This is a genomic window from Metabacillus sp. 113a (assembly GCF_050107635.1).
Lineage (GTDB): Bacteria > Bacillota > Bacilli > Bacillales > Bacillaceae > Metabacillus_B.
This window is the reverse complement of sequence record NZ_JBNILJ010000019.1, coordinates 1-16,654: the sequence shown is the minus strand read 5'-3', so window position 1 is coordinate 16,654 and position 16,654 is coordinate 1. Positions and strand designations below refer to the sequence as shown.

Sequence of the window (16,654 nt, the reverse complement as noted above, 5' to 3'; positions counted from 1 at the left end):
CGAGATTGTATTTTATCGACCTAATTTCGGCCGATATCGGCCGAAATTATTTTTTATCGGCCGAAATTTTATTAAATCGACCGTACTTAACCACATATCGACTATTCGTCAAATTTCGCGGCGGCCAGGAAAGCCCGGCCTTATTTTCTCCTCAGAAACGAAAAAGAGCATCGGAACCGATGCTCTTTTTCCTATTGATTATGAAAGACGGCATTTGAGATGAGTCTGAACAAATAATCTGTATGGTTTCTAAAGCCAGCTTCTATTCCTATTAGAGTGACCTGCTTATCTTTTTCGTGCACAATAACCGGCTGACCTTTAGCTGCTGAACGGTCTTTCCAGTGGCCGGCCGTGAAAAAGCTGTCTTCATTGGCAAAGGAGGCGGCAATGGTTGTATTTTCAGTGCTGGAAAACCAAACTGGCCCATATACGAAGCCCTCATCATTCTTGCTGTAGCCAGCTGAGAGAGGCGTTGAATGATAATCCACTTTCACAATTCCATTGCTGCTGGAGAAGCCTTTGTTGATTTCCACTGCTGTCAGCCCTGCGGATTTGGCAGCCTCTGCCCCTCCTGCTCCAATCGCAATAAAATGACCGCCTTGCTCCACAAATTGCTTGATTTCTTTATTGAATTTTTTCAGCTCCTCTTCACTTGATAACCCGAATTCTTTATTTGCTTCGCTTAAATTAAAGGAAGTAAGGCTGCTGCTTCCGCTGTATATAAAGGTGTCAAAGTCGTTCAATCCTTGCTTGGCTGCGTCCCTGGGATGAATTTCCGTTACATGAAACCCGAGACGTTCCAGAGCAAGTTTTGTACCTGAATGGGATTGAGCCTTTCCGATTCCGCCATCTTTTAAAATGGCAACTTTATGTTCTTTTACCGGCTCTGCATCTTCAGGAACTGGTTTTGAGCGTAAGGTTAATCCGGAATTCCGTACAGCCTTCCTGAGAACTTTTCCTTTTCCGTCCGCGTAAAAATTCCCATCGGGATCTTTATTAACAGCAATTCCTTGTTTTATGAGTGAATTGACTAGATGGACTGGATGAACAGATGTATTCGGAATAAAGTAGGGACCACTGCCAATCAATTTTCCGCGTGCACTTTTTTCACTCACTTCCTGTGTTTGAACAGATAATTCCTCTTCACTTTTAATCGCATCAAAGCCCCAAAGCTCAGACAGGTTCCAGGCTGCGATATCATACATTGCATCAATATCGTCAGTGATGTCCTCTCCTTCCCATAGGAAAGCGTTGGCAAGACCGGCCTTTGCCTGGTTAAGATCAACAATGTAGGTTCCTTTTTCGTAGCGCTTGCCCTTTGCACGAAACGGTTTTACAGCCTGCTCAACTTCCACATCGTTCTTCATTAGATGCTGCACAGCCTTTAGAACAGCGGTGTTGTCCGTTTTATTTTCCGGGATAATGTAGCTTTCAGGATAGAAGCCTTTTTCATTGTTTGGGTGTTCCCCTTTAACCCCGCGGTCAAAAACTTCCAGCTGGTCATGGAGCATCGCCTGCTTATTTTTCAAAGCAAATTGTAAAGCACCGGTTACGGCATCAACCTGCCATTTCACACCGTCCCAGTCATTTGCCGGTGCTTCCAGTGTATAGCCGAGACCGCCATGGAGCATGGCATAGGCCGGAGTATAAATGGGCGGATACACATCCCAGCCTGATTTTGAATCTCTAAGTGGAATATGAGTTCCCTCCATTGTTTTGTATAGGTCCGTTTTATACCCGGCTTTGCTTCTGACTAGGTTGGATTCCATCGCTTCAGCCTGCTGATTCATCCATTTATAAAGCAAATCATATTCATAATTCGGATTATGAGGCGGTGTACCCGGAAGAATCAGTCCGGGGTGCTTTTCTTCACCGCGCTGTCTTACGTAGCCGTGAAGGTCCAGAAGAACGAGGGGGTTAAGCTCCGCAATTTGCTTGACCACTGCCTTCGTTTCGGGCTGGGATTGGGTAATGAAATCCCGGTTTAAATCAATTCCGTTTCCATTAAAACGGGTAGCGTCCACCCGCCCATCCGGATTGGCATCGACATTGATAACGAGTGTAAAGTTCTTCAGGATGTCTTTTGTTTCCCGGTCATTTTTAAATCCGAATCGTTTAATCAAGCGGAGGGCTGCATCTGTACCGACAAATTCAGTTCCATGGATCGAGGCATGGATCAGAATAGGAGGCTTGATATCCGGGTTCGCTTTCAGGTAGCGCTGTGCTTTCTCGGGATTCTCATTCATCAGTTTCCGTAATCCTTTATATTTCAGCTGACCATGCTTCGATTTAGTATCTGAAATGGTAACGGTGTAGAGGTTTTTCCCGGAAGAAGATTTCCCTGTAATGTCCAATTGGATGCGGCTGCTTTGTTTTTGGAAAGCCTTTAATTTCCCTTCGAGAGCGTCATACGTTGTGTAGTCGTATTTCTCTGAATTGAAAAGGCTGTGTTTTCTTTCTGCCTCCTCAGCCAATGCCGCTGAAGGCAGCAGGCTTCCAATCAAACTCACACTTAGCAATAATGATAAAAAAGGTTTTTTGATCATTTCTGTCCTCCTAAACTTTTTTCAACATAAAAAGCCCCTTTCCAGAAAAGAAAGAGGCTTTGCACACAAAGGAATCCTCTCTCTTATCTGTCAGCTGAATGCTGCAAGAATTAGCACCGTGTTGACGATCATCAACCGGTTGCCGGGCTTCATAGGGCTTGTCCCTCCGCCTGCTCTTGATAAAAGAGTGTTCATATTGAATTAGTTCGAATTATAAAGGTTTCTAGGAAAGGGTCAATACATTTAGGCCAAAATGGTCCTTATGGTTTACAAGGAAATGGTAAAATAGGAAATATGCCCGTAAGAGGGCAGCAGTCAGAAGATTTGTTTTCCTCTGTCGCGAATTCATACGGGCAGCAGAATAGTCATTCGAAAAAAGCCAAAAAAGGAGAGCATGATCTTGAGCGAAGTATCGATTGAAAAAGCAGCTTTAGCAGATTCAGAGATTCTAACCAGCCTGATGAAGGAGACCTTTGACGCGGAGGCCCGAAGATGGCTTGCGGACAGTGACCCTTTCAGAGATTTCAATATCCAGCCACCGGGTTACCGATCGATTCACATGACGGAGTATAGCATTCAGGAACTCTCGTATTATAAAATACTTCATCAGGATAAAATTGCCGGCGGGCTTATCTTAACCATCTCCGGGAACATCTATGGCAGAATTGACCGTATTTTTGTAAGCCCTTCCTTACAGGGGAAAGGCATCGGTTCAAAGGCCCTTCAACTATTGGAAAAGGAGTTTCCACAGGTCACTTCATGGGAGCTGGAAACATCGAGCAGACAGCTGAATAATCATTATTTTTATGAAAAAGCAGGGTTTCAGAAAGTATATGAATCGGAAGACGAGTTTTGCTATGAAAAGCGAATGGACTCTGAAGATCCTTCAGTAAGAGTCCGTAATCAGGACTTGTCCGGCAAGCATTATGAAGATTGCAGAATGGCTGGAAGCAAGTATTATAAGGTGGATTTAGCGAGCAGTTCAATTGGCAACAGCAACGTTATGAATACTCATTTCAGCAATTGCAACATGAGTGGTACAAAATTCCAAAATATAAATTTCAGAAGCAGCCTGCTGGCGGATTTGAATCTCTCAGGCAGCCGGTTCGATCACGTTACGATGGGCGGAGTCCAGTTTAAAGATACGAGCCTTGATGGGAACGAGACACCGCTGACATTTGAAAGGTGTGATTTAGCAGGGGTCCGGATGGCAGGCTGCAGCTTAAAAGGTGCAGAGATTGACCAGTGTGATGTGTCTGATATGAAAATTAACGGGATTTCGGTTCAGGCTCTGTTCGAAGCATATGAAAGAACTGTGAATTCAGGACGATAAACCAAGCCCTATGCGCTTAAGGGCGGAGTGGCCAGTACCGGCTTTGAAATAACTCCCCTGATGGAGTTGAAACCGCTGAACCTGACGTCTCTGATCCCTGATTACAGGGGTCAGAAGCTGTCACCCTTTGATGTGGTGGTGGTCCGCACTGCCTGCTTATCATCCCCGCTCCCCAAAAATGTTTCACGGAACCGTAACGCTTTCTTCGATAAAGACCGATTCTTCAGCCAGATCAGTGCACAATCCGACCGGATTTCCCCGTTGCTTATCGAGACCGCCTTTAAGCCGCTGTCCGGAAAGGAGTGAAGGGTGGATTCTGGCAGAATGGCCGCACCGACACCTTCACGGACAAGCGATAATAGCATGGCAGCATCAGGACATTGGCAGACAATTCGGGGTTCCAGCCCGAGCTGCTGAAATTTGTTCAGGACCAGCTCATATAAACCAATTCCGCTAACACGGTGGAGGAGCATAAGCGGGAGTCCTGCCAGGTCTTCCATAGCAGCGGTTCCGTTCATTTTCCAATGCCCGGGAACAATGGCAACGAAGGGATCTTTGGAAAGAGGGAGAAAGTCAAAATCGTCCAGGTCAAGCGGCAGGCGGACCAGGGCTAATTCGATGGTCCGGCTGCGTAGATCCTCTGCCAGCCTGAAGGAATCTCCTTCGTGAAGGCGGAAAGAAACATTTGGAAAATGCGTGCGAAAAGAGCGGATTCGTTCAGGAATGAAGGAAAAACATGTTTTAACGCACCCGATGGAAAGCAGTCCGGTCAGACCGGCGCCCGCTTCCTTCACTTCAGAAACAGCAGCATCCATTTGAAGCAGAAGCGATTGGGCGCGGTCATAGAGGATGGAGCCGGCATCTGTCAGCTCCATTTTTTTGCCGTTTCGTTCCAGCAGCAGAACGCCAAGCTCTTCTTCAAGGGTTTTAAGCTGATAGCTTAACGGAGGCTGGGCCATGTGCAGTTTCTTGGCAGCGCGGGTGACCTGGCCTTCTTCGGCAATGGTGCAAAAATAACGAAGCTGCTTAACGTCCAATCTCCTCATCCCTTCCATACTTTTTTTGTATAGGATTGCTGGAATTTCGGTATTTTTTCTATATCGTAGCACATGATAGAGTAGAATTGTAAGCGTTTCCATATAAAGTGAAAATTTATGGGTCCGGCTGATCGATCATACAAAAAGGAGAGAGTGCTTTGACTGGATATGAGGAGATTAAAAAGAGATTACGAGGTTCAATCGCTCCTGTTATTACCCCATTCCATAAGGATGGGTCGATTGATCTTACAGCGCTTAAGGATTTAATCCATTGGCATATTGAGAGCGGGAGCCACGGGATTTCGGTTACAGGGACAACGGGCGAACCAAGCTCCCTGACGGCTGAGGAAAGGGTCCGGGTAATGGGAGCTGCAGCAGAAGCAGTAAACGGCCGTGTTCCGTTTGTGCCCGGGACCGGATCCGTCAATCATGAAGAAACCCTTTATTTAACGAAAAAAGCACAGGAACTTGGGGCGGATGCAGCGATGGTTATTGTTCCTTATTATAATAAGCCCTCCCAGCATGCCCTTTATAAACATTTCAAAGCAGTGGCAGAGTCCGTTGAGATTCCCATCATCATTTACAACATTCCTGGCCGAACAGCTGTAAACCTGGAAGTGAAAACGCTGGCCCGTTTAGCGAAAGAAGTTCCGGGCATCATCGGTGTAAAAGAATCCAACAAGGATTTTGAGCATGTGAACCGGGTGCTGCTTGAATGCGGAAGAGATTTTCTGCTTTATTCAGGCATCGAGCTTCTTTGCTACCCGATGCTCGCTATTGGCGGGGCGGGTTACATTAGTGCTACGGCCAACATTGAGCCGCGAAAAGTGGCTGAAGTGTATAATGCCTGGAGTGAAGGGGATTTGAACCGCGCTTTAAGCCTCCATTATGAGCTAATGCCGCTGAACGATGTTTTATTCAAAGATACCAATCCGGCACCGCTCAAGGCAGCGCTTGGAATGATGGATAAAATTACGCCGGTTCTCCGCCTTCCGATGGATTTGCCGTCACAGGAGCTTCAGGATGAAATTCGCAGTGTTCTTAAAAAATACGTTGACCTGCCTGAAGGGGCAAAAGCTCAGTAGAGAAAGGAGGGAAAAGCAGGATGACCATTCAGTCCAAACCAAATGCAGCCGGAGCTGAGCACAAACAGCTCCAGCATGTGAAGCATTACATCAATGGGAAATTCATCAAATCAGAACAGACATTTGAGAACGTTAATCCATATACGAACCAGATCATTAACCATATTGCAGAAGGCAGAAAGCAGGAAATGGATTTAGCTGTTTCGTCCGCTAAGCGAGCTTTTGAAGAGGGGCCGTGGGGCTTTTTGAAGCTGGAAAAGAGGATGGCGTACATGGAGCACATCGCAGCATTAATAGAGGAAGAAATCGAGGAACTTTCCTATCTTGAATCTTTGGATACGGGTCTCCCGATCTCCCAAACTAGAAAAATGGCCTCGCGTGCTGCTGAAAATTTCCGGTTTTACTCAAGAATGGTTCAGACGAAGCTGCATGGGGAGGCCTATACAGCAGATGACCAGTTTCTCAATTATACAGTTTACAAGCCGCTTGGGCCTATTGGGTTAATCACCCCATGGAATGCGCCGTTTATGCTGGAAACATGGAAGATTGCCCCGGCGCTTGCCACTGGAAACACGGTTATTCTTAAACCGGCAGAGCTTTCTCCCCTGACTGCTGGCAAGCTTTCGGAGATCATTCATAAGGCAGAGCTGCCGCCAGGAGTATTTAACGTTGTTCACGGTTTTGGTGAAACCGCTGGCGCAGCGCTTGTGTCCCATCCGGATGTGAAGGCGATTTCCTTTACGGGTGAGACAAAAACAGGCTCTATCATTATTAAAAATGCAGCAGATACACTAAAGAAAACCTCGATGGAGCTTGGAGGAAAGTCTCCGCTGATTGTGTTTGAAGATGCGGATACCGACCGTGCGCTTGATGCAGCAGTGTGGGGGATTTTTTCATTTAATGGTGAGCGGTGTACAGCCAATTCACGCCTGCTCCTGCACAAGGACGTAAAGAGTTCATTCGTAGAGAAGCTAAAAGAACGAATAGAGAACATCGTTATGGGGGATCCCCTGAATTCTGATACTCAGCTTGGTCCTCTTATCGGAGTAGACCACTGCAGGAAAGTGAAGCGCTATATTGAACTGGCGGAAAAGGAAGGCTGTGACGTCGTTCAAGGCACGGTGCCGGAAAATCTAATGGATGGAAACTTTGTTCCGCCAACACTGCTGCTTAATGCGAGGAATGAGATGAGAGTATGCCAGGAGGAAATTTTCGGACCGGTCATGTCGGTCATTGAATTTGAAACCGAGGAAGAAGCAATCCGGCTTGCAAACAGCGTGCCCTATGGCCTCGCCGGATACGTGTGGACAAATGATCTGAAACGGGGACATCGCGTGGCACAGGCTGTAGAAGCAGGAATGCTGTGGATTAATTCGCATAATGTACGTGACCTGCGGATTCCTTTTGGAGGCATGAAAGCAAGCGGGATCGGCAGGGAAGGCGGGCATTATGCTATTTTTGAATTTTATTGTGAGCCAAAGGTTATTCATACAGCGCTCGGGAATCATCACATTCCTCAGTTCGGAAAAAGAAAGGAGCTGTAATCAATGCCGGCTAAAACAGGAAAAGAATATATCGACCGCGTTGACAGTGCCCAGGCAGAAATCTGGATTCATGGAGCGAAAGCCGAGGGAAAGATATCGGAGCATCCTGCATTTAAAGGGGTGATGAAATCTCAGGCCGAGCTGTATGATATGCAGCATGATCCCAATAAAAATGAGTTTATGACTTATGTGTCACCGAAGACAGGAGAGAGGGTCGGGACTTCATTTATGCAGCCCTCAACAAAAGAGGAGCTGTCGGCAAGACGGAGGATGATGCAGGAGTGGGCGAGATATCACGGAGGCATGATGGGGCGCTCACCGGATTATATTAACGCTGGACTAATGGCTTATGGCGCGGCGGCTGAAATGTTCGGAGTACAGGATCCTCTTTATGCGAAAAACATGCTGAATTATTATGAATACGCAAGAGAGAACGATCTTTCGCTGACCCACACGCTTATTCAGCCGCAGGTTAACCGGGGTGTCAGTGCCTCCCGGCTGTCCGATCCGTTTACCGCTGCGAGAATAAAAGAAAAAAAACCGGATGGGGTCTTGATTAAAGGAGCAAGGCTTTTAGCAACTCAAGGCGGCATAACAGATGAAATCATGGTCTTCCCTTCCACCCTGCTAAAGCAGTCGGAGGAAGAAAACCCGTATGCGTATGCCTTCTGCATTCCGAATAACACACCGGGTCTTAAATTTATCTGCCGGGAATCCTTCGATTACGGAAAATCAGATTTTGATCACCCGCTCGGGTCCCGTTTTGAAGAAATGGATACGATTGTTGTCTTTGATGATGTCCTTGTGCCATGGGAACGTGTTTTTTCTCTGGGAGATGTAGCGGTGTGCAACCAAGCATACACAGAAAGCAGCGCTGTTGTTCATATGACACATCAGGTAGCAGCTAAAAATATTGCGAAAACAGAATTTATCCTCGGTATCCTGCAGCTTATGGCAGAAACGATCAATATCGGACAATATCAGCACATCCAGGAGAAGATTTCTGAGGTCATTATTGCACTTGAAACATTAAAGGCTTACTTGACAGCTTCTGAAGCCAATGCAAAGCTTGACCGCTGGGGAACGATGACCCCGGACTTTGCCCCTCTTAACGCTGCCCGGAACTACTTTCCGAAAATGTATCCGCGCTTTACTGAAATCATGCAGCTTATGGGAGCAAGCGGTTTAATGGCCATTCCATCAGAGGCAGATTTTTCTTCAGAGATCCGCCCTGATTTGGATCAATACCTTCAGTCTGCAACCGGGGATGCATACAGCCGCGTAAAGCTTTACCGCCTTGCCTGGGATGTATGCATGAGTTCCTTCGGGTCAAGACAAACCCTGTATGAACGCTTCTTTTTCGGCGATCCGGTGCGGATGGCGAGCGCACTTTACAGCGGATACGAAAAGCAGGAGCATGTAGACCGGGTTAAAGCCTTTTTGGACCGATCTGCTGAACTTATTAAGAATAACTAGAAGAGGGGGGAGGGAAATGACCGATTTTCATATTATCCGTCTGGCCCGCTCGGTGCTGAACGTGAAGGACTTGGAGCGTTCCAGGGAGTTTTACGTCAAAGCATTAGGGTTTGCGGAAACTGAACACACAGGTGAAGCCATCTATTTAAGAGGAATGGAAGAGCATACCCACCATAGTCTGGTTTTGAAAAAATCGGAAAAACACGGAGTGCATGCCCTTGGCTACAAGGTCAGATCAGAAGAGGATCTAGACCGGATTCAGTCCCTTTTTCAGGGTAAGGGACTGAAAACGAAGTGGCTTGAGAGGGGAACTCAGCATGCACTTGGAAGGGCGCTTCACGTCCATGATCTTTCCGGAATGCCTATTGAGTTTTTTTGCGAAATGGACGCCGCTGAGCGAATGCTTCAGCGCTATGATTTATACAGGGGTGCAAGAGTACAGCGCATTGACCATGCGAATTGCTCAGTTCCTGATGTGGAGGCTGCGTCCGGGTTTTATAGAAATGAGCTTGGCTTTTCCTGCTCGGAGTATACCGCCACAGAGGACGGGAGAATCTGGGCAGCCTGGCTTCACCGGAAGCAAACGGTACATGATCAGGCCTTTATGAATGGCGAAGGACCGCGGCTTCATCATATTGGCTTTTGGCTTCCGGATCCAATGGCGATCATTCACTGCTGTGACGTCCTGGCCTCTATGGGGTATGCCGGGAGCATTGAGCGGGGGCCCGGGCGGCACGGTTTATCCAATGCTTTCTTCCTGTATTTGCGTGATCCGGACGGATACCGCATTGAACTTTACAGCGGCGACTATTTAACAAGCGATCCGGATTTCAAACCCATTCGGTGGGATCTGAATGACCCGAGACGGCAGACCTTCTGGGGAACAAAAGCACCGGACAGCTGGTTTAATGAAACATCTCCGTTTCTGGATATAGAAACAGGCGAACCGATCCCGGTATCGGAGCCGGCATTAAAACAGCATAAGCCGGAATTTATGATATAGGAGGGGAGGATAAATGATCAAAGCAGCGATGATGAAAATCCCTGGCTCTTCGTTTTTGCAAGAAGTAAAGGTAAACGATCATGGAGATGTATTTCTGTATGGAAAGGCTGCCGTCACGGACAGGCGCCCGCTGGAATGCCCGATTATCGGAACGGTTTACGGTACGCTCTTAAACTTCAGCGGGGAACTGGAAGCACTGGGGGAGTCTATGTACAAGGCGCCTTACGAACAACCGCCAAAAGCTCCTGTTTTGTATATCAAGCCGGCTAATACCCTTACTGGGCACCTTTGTCCGGTTCCAATCCCAGAAGGTGAACGAGAGCTGCAGACTGGCGGTGCACTGGGCATTGTTATCGGGAGAACAGCTTCCAGAGTGAACGAAGAGGAAGCGCTTGAGTATGTAAAGGGGTATACGGTGGTTAACGATCTGACTATCCCCCATTCAAGTGTGCACCGGCCGGCTATTGTACAAAAATGCCGGGACAGCTTTTGTCCGGCCGGTCCATGGATTATCATGCGCCAGGAGGTGCCGGATCCCGGGGCACTCTCCATTCAAGTTTATGTGAATGAGGAATTGAAGCAGGAAACGGCAATGTCTGGGTTAATCCGTCCTGTTCAGAGCCTGATTGCTGAAGTAACCGAATTTATGACCTTACTTGAAGGTGATGTCCTTCTGGCTGGCGTCCCGGGAAATCCGCCGAGGGTAAAGGAGGGGGATGTTGTGAAAATCAGCATAACCGGCGTAGGAACACTGGAAAACCGTTTCATAAAAGAGGGAGAGCTATGAAAAGAGCGAGAGTAGCGTATGGGGGAAGCATTCACGAGGCTACAGAGAAAAATGGACAAATTATCCTGGGCAGCGGAATGACCGTCAAGGAAGAGGATGTCGTCTGGCTCCCCCCGCTGGAACCGGGCACGATTTTTGCCCTTGGATTGAATTATGCCGATCACGCTAAAGAACTTGCTTTTAAAGCCCCATCAGAGCCGTTGATCTTTCTGAAAGGCCCGAATACCTTAAACGGCCACAGAGGTTTAACAAAACGGCCTGCGAATTCCTCTTATATGCATTATGAATGCGAGCTTGCTGTCGTGATAGGCAAACAGGCGAGGAGAGTTAAGCAAAAGGATGCCTATGATTATGTTAAAGGCTATACAATAGCGAATGATTATGCCGTAAGGGACTATCTGGAAAACTATTACCGCCCCAATTTAAAAGTAAAAAACAGGGATGGCTGCACACCGATTGGCCCGTGGCTGACAGATGCGGAGGACATCCCTGATCCCATGAACCTGACACTGCGCACATTTATCAATGGTAACCTGACTCAGGAGGGAAGCACACGTCATATGGTTTTTACCATTCCCTATTTGATTGAATACTTGAGCGGGTTCATGACCTTGAATGAAAATGACATCATCCTTACCGGAACGCCGGAGGGGCTTGCCAATACTGCCGAAGGAGACGTCGTTATTGCAGAAATCGAGGGATTAGGAAGGCTTGTGAATACCATCGTTTCGGATGGAGAGGGAGGTTTGTGATGCCTCATATTATCGTAGAATATACGAGTAATATAAAGGATTCCGCAAGAATACAAGACCTGCTTAAGAAAATCAATGCCATTTTTTTAAGCAGAAGCGATCTTTTCCCAAAAGGCGGCATCCGTTCAAGAGCAATGGAAATCAGGCATTACTGGATAGCCGATGGCAAAGAAGATGACGCATTTGTCCATATCAGCCTTAAATGGGGGGCCGGAAGAGAGGAAGAAGATAAGCTGGCTGTCTGCGAAGCTTTATTCGGCATGGCTAAACAGCATTTCGCGGAGCTTTTTTCCAGCCGGTATCTCGCTTTGTCGATGGAGGTTAGTGAATTCAGTGAATCAGGAACATATAAATATAACAATATTCATAAGCGCTTTCAATAAAATCGTCTTCTGTCTAAGCACTTGCAGAACATGGATAATAGAAAAAACCGGGAATTCGCTTTCCCGGTTTTTATTACGCAGTATTTTCATTGTATCAAGCTGCTTACTTTACCAGTCTGACAAGCATATGGGCTAAGGCATGCTGCTCTTCCTTGTCTCCCACTTTCCATAGCTCTTTTAACAGATTTTCCTCTGAATTGCGGGGTTCCTCATGCTTGGCTAAATAGTCTGCAACTTTTTCCGCAGCTTTTGCCAGCTGCTCCTCATTCATCCCCAGTTTCTCACCCTTGCTTACTTTATCTGATAGATAGCTTTTAAACTGTTCAAAGTCCTGTAGAATACGATCCCTTTTTTCGGAGTCCATTTGATCAACTTTCTCATCCACATTGTTCACATTTGTGTTAGCCATTTCAAAATCCTCCTTTAATTGGTATAACTTACAATACCCCCTTGGATAAGTTGTAAACGCTGTAACTCTTAACTATACGTTTTGCTGAAGGTATGAATCAGCGAAACCCCGGCGGTCCTCCTTCATCCGCCGGTGAGCTCTCTTAATCCAAGGGCAATTCATTGATTTGGCCATCGGAATAAGGTATTATTATTTGTACATATTGTGGAAGGGTGACTAATTGCCATGAACAGCTAATCCTATTTAAAGAAGTTCCTATAGAGGGCGTTCCTATAGAGGGCGAAAACTTTTCTGAATGGGATAGGTGTGACCATAGATCTTAAGTGGAATGATACAGCTTCGAATGGCGGGGTCTGTACTCTTTTTGCTTTTGCGTGGCCTGCTATCTGGAGCTTGATAGCGGTTTTTTTATGTTCTTTACGGCCGTCATACTTTTAATACTGCATCAGAAAGAGAGGATTCATTATGACAGGTAATCAGCGAAAGCAGCTCATTATTTTGATGATTAACATGTTTATTGCGATTGGAAGTTTTGGGATCATCATTCCCATTCTGCCGGCCTATTTAAAATCAATTGACCAGGGAGGCATGGCGGCTGGTCTGATGATTGCTATTTTTGCAGGCGCGCAGCTTCTTTTCTCGCCGATCGCGGGCCGCTGGGCGGATCAGTACGGACGAAGAAAGATGATTGTGTATGGTCTTGCCGGCTTGACGCTTTCCATGTTTATTTTTTATGCGACCGACTCCATTTGGTTTCTTTACGCTTCTCGCGTTATTGGCGGAATTGGGGCAGCTCTATTAATTCCGGCTATTTTTGCCTACATTGCAGATATTACAACCATTGAGCAGCGGGCAAAAGGAAACAGCTATATTTCAGCATCTATGTCTTTGGGTATTGTGATCGGTCCCGGAGTCGGCGGATTCCTGGCAGAACTGGGACTGAAAATGCCTTTCCTTATTTCTGCCCTCGTTTCCCTGGTGGCTGTTTTATTCTCTGTCCTGGTATTAAAGGAAAGTGAGTCTATCCAGGCTCCTGAAGAAAATCATGTAAGCCCTGATACAGAGTCTATGCTAAGAAAGCTTGCTCTGTCTGTCAGGAAGCCATATTTCGTTCCGTTGGTCATCACTCTCATTATGAGCTTTGGCCTGATGGCCTATGAATCCGTACTGGGCCTTTTTGTAGACGATCAATTCGGGGCATCTCCGCAGGATATTGCATTCATGGTCACATCCACCGGGATTGTCAGTGTGGTTGTCCAGCTGTTTATTGTGAATCGGATTGTGGAGAAGTTCGGTGAAGGTACTGTTCTGAATCTATTCATAGCGCTGGCCGCTGCAGGATTTTTATTTTCTCTGTTTGCGGACGACTACATTCTGTTCTTCGGCATAACCCTAATTATTTTCCTGGCAACTTCTATCCTCAGACCTGTTTTAAATACACTGATTTCGAAAATGGCCGGGAATGAACAGGGATTTGCAATGGGCCTGAATAATTCATACATGAGTATTGGAAATGTACTGGGACCTACGTTTGCAGGCCTATTATATGACGTCCAGATTTTATATCCTTTTATGCTTGGATTTGTACTCCTTATCTTTACACTGTTTATTACCATTGGCTGGCAGAGACAGACCCGCAAGAAATCTGCGCTGGTAAAATCTTAATTGGATCGTAACGAAATGTGTCTAACACCCAAGAATACGCCCGTGTTCTTGGGTTCTTTTATGCAAAAATTCCTCATAGCGATTCGTACAACTACGAGAAGCTACCGGATTATTCAGCCGGCAGCTCATCCAATTGTGACTGCTGTATCTTTTTGTTATGAATGATTGCCCTCAAATTTCTCGTTATATCGAGAATAAATTCCATTTCTTCTTTCGTGATTTTTATTCCATCTATATAAAGGGTAACCTTCTTTAATAGATCAGGGGAATCTAGGTTCATCTCTTGTATTTTGGCATTACCCCTATCTGTTTCCCATTGTTCTTCGTCATCTACAAAATAATTCAAGTCTTTAGAATAGACGGATGCTATTTTTGAAAGAAGGGTAAGTGAAGGCTGATTGATGCCTCGTTCAATCTTGGAAAGATTACTGGGATCATAATTGACTTTGTCAGCCAGATCTTTAAGGGTGTGCCCATTTTTTTTCCTGAGCTCTTTAATTTTTTTCATTACGGGATCCCTGCCTTATAAGTAATGATTTTTTCTCAGAAAACGGATGATACGCACCTTGTCGGCTGAAGCAGATCCTGGACAATGGTGATTGGGCAGCTCACTTCAAGGAACAATTAACCAAAATATATTCAGGAAAAAAAGGGAAAAACACAGAATGGTGTAATTAACCAAAATTCTGAGTCATACTATAGCTTTAGCGTTCATTTTTGGAAATCCATGCAAATTAAATTAACAAAGGCAATGAGATAAGAATGTGCTGCCTTTCATAAAAGAACCACCAGCCACTGAAAACATGTTACATGCTTCTGGGTTTTCTGAAGATTTGTCTAACCGAAGCATGTTCATGGAGAAAAAATGGCTGGGCATTTTTGGTGTGGATAGGGTAAAGCTGCTTAATACATCTAGTTCCAGCTGTTGATTGAGAGGAAAGTTTAAGGCTTCTGCGTAAACAGCGCCCGCTACGGAAATCAACAGACAAGTACTGCGGAGCTCTCGAGATTATATTTAACTCATTATTAAAATTCATGCTGCTTCACCTTTTTGCGCTTGTTCTTTATAATAGGCTTTCAGGTGTTTCTTTTTGTCAGTATTCCTTTGCATTTAATGGACTATCCATCAATTTGTTACAGGCACTTCCTATAGGTAGACGTTTGGAGAAGAACTCCAAACGTCTTTTTTAGATCTAACCATTAAAGCTGGAGCCTGGAAAGTGCCCGGCCGGTTTTCTTCTTCTTCTACTAAGGGTAAAGAATGAAAATACATAATGATCCATTTGAGGTTAGGATTCGTTATTTAACTATAGGTTCTGAACCTTAAGCGAAGAAGGAGTGCAAAAAATTATGAGAACAATCCATATCGGTATGGAAAAAATGGATATGCCTCAAATTGGGGAAACAAAACGTGAACTTTTTCATTCAGTTAAAACGGTGGATTTGGCTGTGTCTATAAAAAACACCTCCACGGAGCTATTCGATCTAATCCTCGTATCAGAGGATATATGGAAGGACGGCCCAGATGAGGTTTTGCCGAAGCTAAAGAATGAACTTTTAAATGATTATGGAGTTCTTTTGCCGATACTGGATGCAGAGGTGTCGAGTAAAGTTGATTTGCTCTATCATGCAGGTGCGGAGGATTACATGGTGCTGCCTGTAACGAAGACAAAAATATTATTCAGTTTGGGCGTTAAGGCGAATCAGGCGGCTGAAAGTAAAAGAGTGGCTGAATTGATGAAGGAGATAATGGACCTTCAGCAGGCCAATGAGCAGCTTAAAAGCATTGCGGATTTAGATGCATTAACCGGGATCTATAACCGCCGTTACTTTCATTCCTACCTTTCATCTAAATGGAAAGAAGCAATCCATCCTCCTCAAAGAAAATTATCGGTCATTATGGCTGATATCGATTCATTTAAATCTTTTAATGATACGTATGGCCATATTAAGGGTGATGAATGTATCAGGGAGGTGGCTAAGAGACTGAAACAATCTGCAAGGAAGATGGGAGGGTTAGCAGCCAGGTATGGAGGGGAAGAGTTTGTCATCATTCTTGAGGACCGGCCTGATAAAGATGTTGAGATTCTGGCAGAAGAAATTCGAAGCACAGTTGAAAATTTAAAAATTAAAATAGATGGCGGGCTGGAGCAGGGAGTGACGATCAGCCTGGGGGCAGCCAGCCTGTTTATTAAAGAGGGCAATTCCTACCTTGACTTAATGAACGAGGCAGACCGAAGACTATATGAGGCAAAAAGCTTTGGTGGAAATCGTGTCCAAACAGCAGAAGCCAGTTAAGTCCAGTGAAAAAGGGATAAAAGTCCTGTTAGTTTCCTTATTCCGTCATTTGATGTCATTCTTTTCTGTTTTTTTAAGGGGAAACATTTCGGAAAGGGTTCAAAACTCCTCCTTAAGGGTAATATTTGCTAAAAGCTATGACCTGATGTGCTTAAATTCTTCAGAAAGCTAATCTTACAGATTTTCCGAACGGGAAAGCCCATTCCTTTAGGTGTGGGATGAAAGTGAGGTCGGATACGGAGTACCACTGAAAACCGTAAGGTTTGTGGTGCTTCAAGTAACCGAAATGTTTTGTTCTTTTTTTATTGTCGCATTGAATCAGTTTTTAAATAAAAC

General features: G+C 45.5%; 14 protein-coding genes and 1 riboswitch. Of the genes, 10 read left to right on the top strand and 4 right to left on the bottom strand.

Going from position 1 to position 16,654, the window contains the following annotated elements; translation table 11 throughout:
• Positions 1–191 precede the first annotated feature (191 nt).
• Positions 192–2,546, bottom strand: coding sequence for a M14 family zinc carboxypeptidase (locus tag ACQCVE_RS17840; RefSeq protein WP_426847052.1), 2,355 nt, complete (start codon positions 2,544–2,546; stop codon positions 192–194).
• Between the two features lie 80 nt (positions 2,547–2,626).
• Positions 2,627–2,732, bottom strand: a riboswitch (SAM riboswitch).
• Between the two features lie 214 nt (positions 2,733–2,946).
• Between ACQCVE_RS17840 and ACQCVE_RS17835 the strand changes: the two genes are divergently transcribed.
• Positions 2,947–3,879: a GNAT family N-acetyltransferase gene (locus ACQCVE_RS17835; RefSeq protein ID WP_426863561.1), complete on the top strand. Its 933-nt coding sequence runs from the start codon at positions 2,947–2,949 to the stop codon at positions 3,877–3,879.
• A 110-nt stretch (positions 3,880–3,989) separates the two neighbouring features.
• Here the strand turns inward: ACQCVE_RS17835 and ACQCVE_RS17830 are convergent, their stop codons facing one another.
• Entirely contained in the window at positions 3,990–4,916 is a 927-nt protein-coding gene (locus ACQCVE_RS17830; RefSeq protein ID WP_426863560.1) for a LysR family transcriptional regulator, read from the bottom strand.
• A gap of 158 nt (positions 4,917–5,074) precedes the next feature.
• On the opposite strand from ACQCVE_RS17830, the gene hpaI reads away from it, so the two are divergent.
• From hpaI to ACQCVE_RS17795, 7 genes are read left to right on the top strand one after another with little or no spacing between them, the layout of a single operon-like run.
• Positions 5,075–6,001: a 2,4-dihydroxyhept-2-ene-1,7-dioic acid aldolase gene (gene hpaI, locus ACQCVE_RS17825; RefSeq protein ID WP_426847055.1), complete on the top strand. Its 927-nt coding sequence runs from the start codon at positions 5,075–5,077 to the stop codon at positions 5,999–6,001.
• A gap of 20 nt (positions 6,002–6,021) precedes the next feature.
• On the top strand, positions 6,022–7,545 hold the full coding sequence (gene hpaE, locus ACQCVE_RS17820; protein ID WP_426863559.1) for a 5-carboxymethyl-2-hydroxymuconate semialdehyde dehydrogenase: 1,524 nt from the start codon (positions 6,022–6,024) through the stop codon (positions 7,543–7,545).
• A 3-nt stretch (positions 7,546–7,548) separates the two neighbouring features.
• Positions 7,549–9,021 carry a 4-hydroxyphenylacetate 3-monooxygenase, oxygenase component gene (gene hpaB / locus ACQCVE_RS17815; RefSeq protein ID WP_426847057.1) on the top strand — a complete coding sequence of 491 codons (1,473 nt, stop codon included), beginning with the start codon at positions 7,549–7,551 and terminating at the stop codon, positions 9,019–9,021.
• A gap of 16 nt (positions 9,022–9,037) precedes the next feature.
• Positions 9,038–10,024, top strand: coding sequence for a 3,4-dihydroxyphenylacetate 2,3-dioxygenase (hpaD, locus tag ACQCVE_RS17810; RefSeq protein ID WP_426847058.1), 987 nt, complete (start codon positions 9,038–9,040; stop codon positions 10,022–10,024).
• Between the two features lie 13 nt (positions 10,025–10,037).
• On the top strand, positions 10,038–10,811 hold the full coding sequence (locus tag ACQCVE_RS17805; RefSeq protein WP_426863558.1) for a fumarylacetoacetate hydrolase family protein: 774 nt from the start codon (positions 10,038–10,040) through the stop codon (positions 10,809–10,811).
• Positions 10,808–11,563, top strand: a complete 756-nt coding sequence (locus ACQCVE_RS17800) for a fumarylacetoacetate hydrolase family protein (protein WP_426863557.1) — start codon at positions 10,808–10,810, stop codon at positions 11,561–11,563. Before ACQCVE_RS17805 ends, ACQCVE_RS17800 begins: the two co-directional genes overlap by 4 nt.
• Positions 11,563–11,946, top strand: coding sequence for a 5-carboxymethyl-2-hydroxymuconate Delta-isomerase (locus ACQCVE_RS17795; protein ID WP_426863556.1), 384 nt, complete (start codon positions 11,563–11,565; stop codon positions 11,944–11,946). Before ACQCVE_RS17800 ends, ACQCVE_RS17795 begins: the two co-directional genes overlap by 1 nt.
• A 103-nt stretch (positions 11,947–12,049) precedes the next feature.
• On the opposite strand, the gene ACQCVE_RS17790 is transcribed toward ACQCVE_RS17795, so the two are convergent.
• Positions 12,050–12,355: a DUF3243 domain-containing protein gene (locus tag ACQCVE_RS17790; protein ID WP_426847062.1), complete on the bottom strand. Its 306-nt coding sequence runs from the start codon at positions 12,353–12,355 to the stop codon at positions 12,050–12,052.
• Between the two features lie 465 nt (positions 12,356–12,820).
• On the opposite strand from ACQCVE_RS17790, the gene ACQCVE_RS17785 reads away from it, so the two are divergent.
• Positions 12,821–14,020, top strand: a complete 1,200-nt coding sequence (locus tag ACQCVE_RS17785; RefSeq protein ID WP_426863555.1) for an MFS transporter — start codon at positions 12,821–12,823, stop codon at positions 14,018–14,020.
• A gap of 109 nt (positions 14,021–14,129) precedes the next feature.
• Here ACQCVE_RS17785 and ACQCVE_RS17780 read toward each other — a convergent pair whose 3' ends face one another.
• A complete protein-coding gene (locus tag ACQCVE_RS17780; protein WP_426847064.1) occupies positions 14,130–14,528 on the bottom strand; it encodes a helix-turn-helix domain-containing protein in 399 nt (132 codons plus the stop codon).
• An 842-nt stretch (positions 14,529–15,370) separates the two neighbouring features.
• Between ACQCVE_RS17780 and ACQCVE_RS17775 the strand changes: the two genes are divergently transcribed.
• Positions 15,371–16,318, top strand: coding sequence for a GGDEF domain-containing protein (locus ACQCVE_RS17775; protein ID WP_426863554.1), 948 nt, complete (start codon positions 15,371–15,373; stop codon positions 16,316–16,318).
• The last annotated feature ends 336 nt before the right edge of the window (positions 16,319–16,654 follow it).